The organism is Pseudacidovorax sp. 1753, assembly GCF_040544975.1.
In the GTDB taxonomy this organism is placed as follows: domain Bacteria; phylum Pseudomonadota; class Gammaproteobacteria; order Burkholderiales; family Burkholderiaceae_C; genus Xenophilus.
The window spans coordinates 1-1,990 of record NZ_JBEPKY010000055.1; the positions used below are offsets into that span (position 1 = coordinate 1).

A 1,990-nucleotide genomic window follows, 5' to 3' on the forward strand; every position below is an offset into this window, starting at 1 on the left:
CTGCCTGTCCAACGATTCCTGGGGGATTCGGTGTACCGCCAGCCGCAAGGAATCCAGCATTCATGCGGGGTGGCGGGGTTTTGCAGGGCCGACTAAAGAGGCCGACAACAGGCAAGGATGACTGGAGTGCCGACATGGACTGCACGGATCCCTGGGTCTTCCCGCTGGATATCTGGGCGGGAAACGCAGATTGGGGACTGAGAACCTGGTCATTTCAGCGATGGCACGGGGAGCGCGGGGAAGTGCCGGATTGGGATTTTTTGTCCAAAAACTATCCTGAAAAGGGGTATATCAACAAGAAAATTACAATCGAAAGGAACGGGTATGGCAAGTAGACGGCTATTCCTCTCCATGCTTGCTCTAAGCAATATTCCAGTATCAACGGAAGCATCCATGACGAAAAAAAGGATCGACAAATTCGGGAAGACTTTTGAATACTTGAAAGATCCCGAAACCCGCGAAAGAGAGACGGGAAAATCTCTCCTCACTGTCGACGGCGCCATTTTTCAAGGAATACCATTCGAAGAAATGGACTGGAAAAATATTGTCTTCAAGAACTGCGATTTTTTTGGGAATTATGATATAGGACCCAATACACAAACTAATGTTCGCTACGAAGATTGCCGGTTCTCGGGAATCTTGAGTTTTGGCAAAACGCACAATGTCCGATTCCTCAGATGCGCATGGGTAGGCGCGCCAGTGATGTTTGCGGAGAAGGGCAGTACAGACACAGTGTTTGAATCCTGTACTTTCGCTGGGAAAAGCCCGGACCCCAACCAGCAAGGAGGGGTAGGCTCGCATGGCGACGCTGAATTCATCGACTGCTACGCAAAGTGGTTCAGCTTGGTCGGAGATGCGAGCCTAACCCTGAGGAAATGCGAATGTGAGGGCGCATCGATCGAAACTGATAGCGAGGCCAACAGTGGAGACGACTTCCTGAGTTCCAAGGTCGTAATTCAGCAAAGCAAGCTTCGGGGGTATTTCGATATGAGGGCAACAAATCTTCATTCTCTATCAATCCAGGATACGGTCATTGAGTATTTTGATATCAGCCGATCCACGGTAAAGCAAAGTGTCGTCATCGAGCGAGTCCGGGGTGGTTATCTCAACATGTATCCTCAACAGGCAGATAGTCTGATCGTGAGAAATAGCCAAATTCTCGGCAACGATCGAAAGATTTTTGAAGCCTATGCAGGAGGAATTAAAAATATCGAGATAGAGTCAGTGGTTTTCGGTGGCGGCGCATTGTCTGGATCAGTAATAGTCGCAGGTGGTACAGGCATGGATTTGTCAAATCCGCGCCCTCGGATTAACCAGAGCATATTCATCAAAGACTGCAGTATCCCCAATCTAAAAACTCACCATATTAATACGTCGAGCTTGTTACTAAAAGGCTGCAAACTCGAAAACGTGGCAATTTCCAGCAGCTTTATCGATAAACTGGAATTGACCGGGAACACCATCACTCGTGCAGTAGATTTCAGCAATACGAATACAAAAGAGCATCACATCCAGCCCCTTCCAAAGAACAGCACAAAACTTGACGGCTCCAATATCCGCTTGAATTGAAGCTCAGAACTTGGCTGCTTTGCCCATGTTGGAGGACGGCGCGATCGCCCCGGACTACGACAAGCCGGTCGCCTATTCCGCCAAGCCGCAGAACATGCGCTTCGTGCCGCCGCGCGGGCCCGGCAATCCTGTCGTCTCGGCCGGCTTCAACCGCGTCAACACCGGCACCTGCGAGATCAACCAGGCGCGCTACTTCGACACCGCCGTGCGCGCCCGGGGCGCCACAGACAGCCCCACCAGCCCCCATGTGCCCGCCGACGCCTGCGTGGACTGGCATTTCACAGCCATCGCAGCGGCGTGTACAAGGTGGCGTGGCGCCAGGTGAGCACCCACGAGCAGCCGACCCACGCAACCCGTGCGCAGCATCGAAGTGCAAAGCGCCCGCGACCCCGGCATCCAGGGTCCCCAGCCTGCGGCCCCA

3 protein-coding genes are annotated in these 1,990 nt (G+C 52.7%); all 3 read left to right on the plus strand.

Annotation, left to right across the window (positions count from 1 at the left end; all coding sequences use genetic code 11):
- On the plus strand, positions 1-335 hold a 335-nt coding region (locus tag ABIC63_RS29835), incomplete at its 5' end, for a hypothetical protein (RefSeq protein WP_354322460.1).
- 58 nt (positions 336-393) lie between these two features.
- Positions 394-1,569 carry a hypothetical protein gene (locus tag ABIC63_RS29840; RefSeq protein WP_354322461.1) on the plus strand — a complete coding sequence of 392 codons (1,176 nt, stop codon included), beginning with the start codon at positions 394-396 and terminating at the stop codon, positions 1,567-1,569.
- Positions 1,570-1,594: 25 nt separating this feature from the next.
- The gene (locus ABIC63_RS29845; RefSeq protein WP_354322462.1) at positions 1,595-1,894 is read left to right on the plus strand and encodes a hypothetical protein; all 300 of its coding nucleotides are present in this window, start codon (positions 1,595-1,597) and stop codon (positions 1,892-1,894) included.
- The last annotated feature ends 96 nt before the right edge of the window (positions 1,895-1,990 follow it).

What these genes read in the sequence shown, in the direction of transcription:
- ABIC63_RS29840 (WP_354322461.1), top strand. Translation starts at nt 394, where the DNA reads ATGACGAAAAAAAGGATCGACAAATTCGGGAAGACTTTTGAATACTTG.
- ABIC63_RS29845 (WP_354322462.1), top strand. Translation starts at nt 1,595, where the DNA reads ATGTTGGAGGACGGCGCGATCGCCCCGGACTACGACAAGCCGGTCGCC.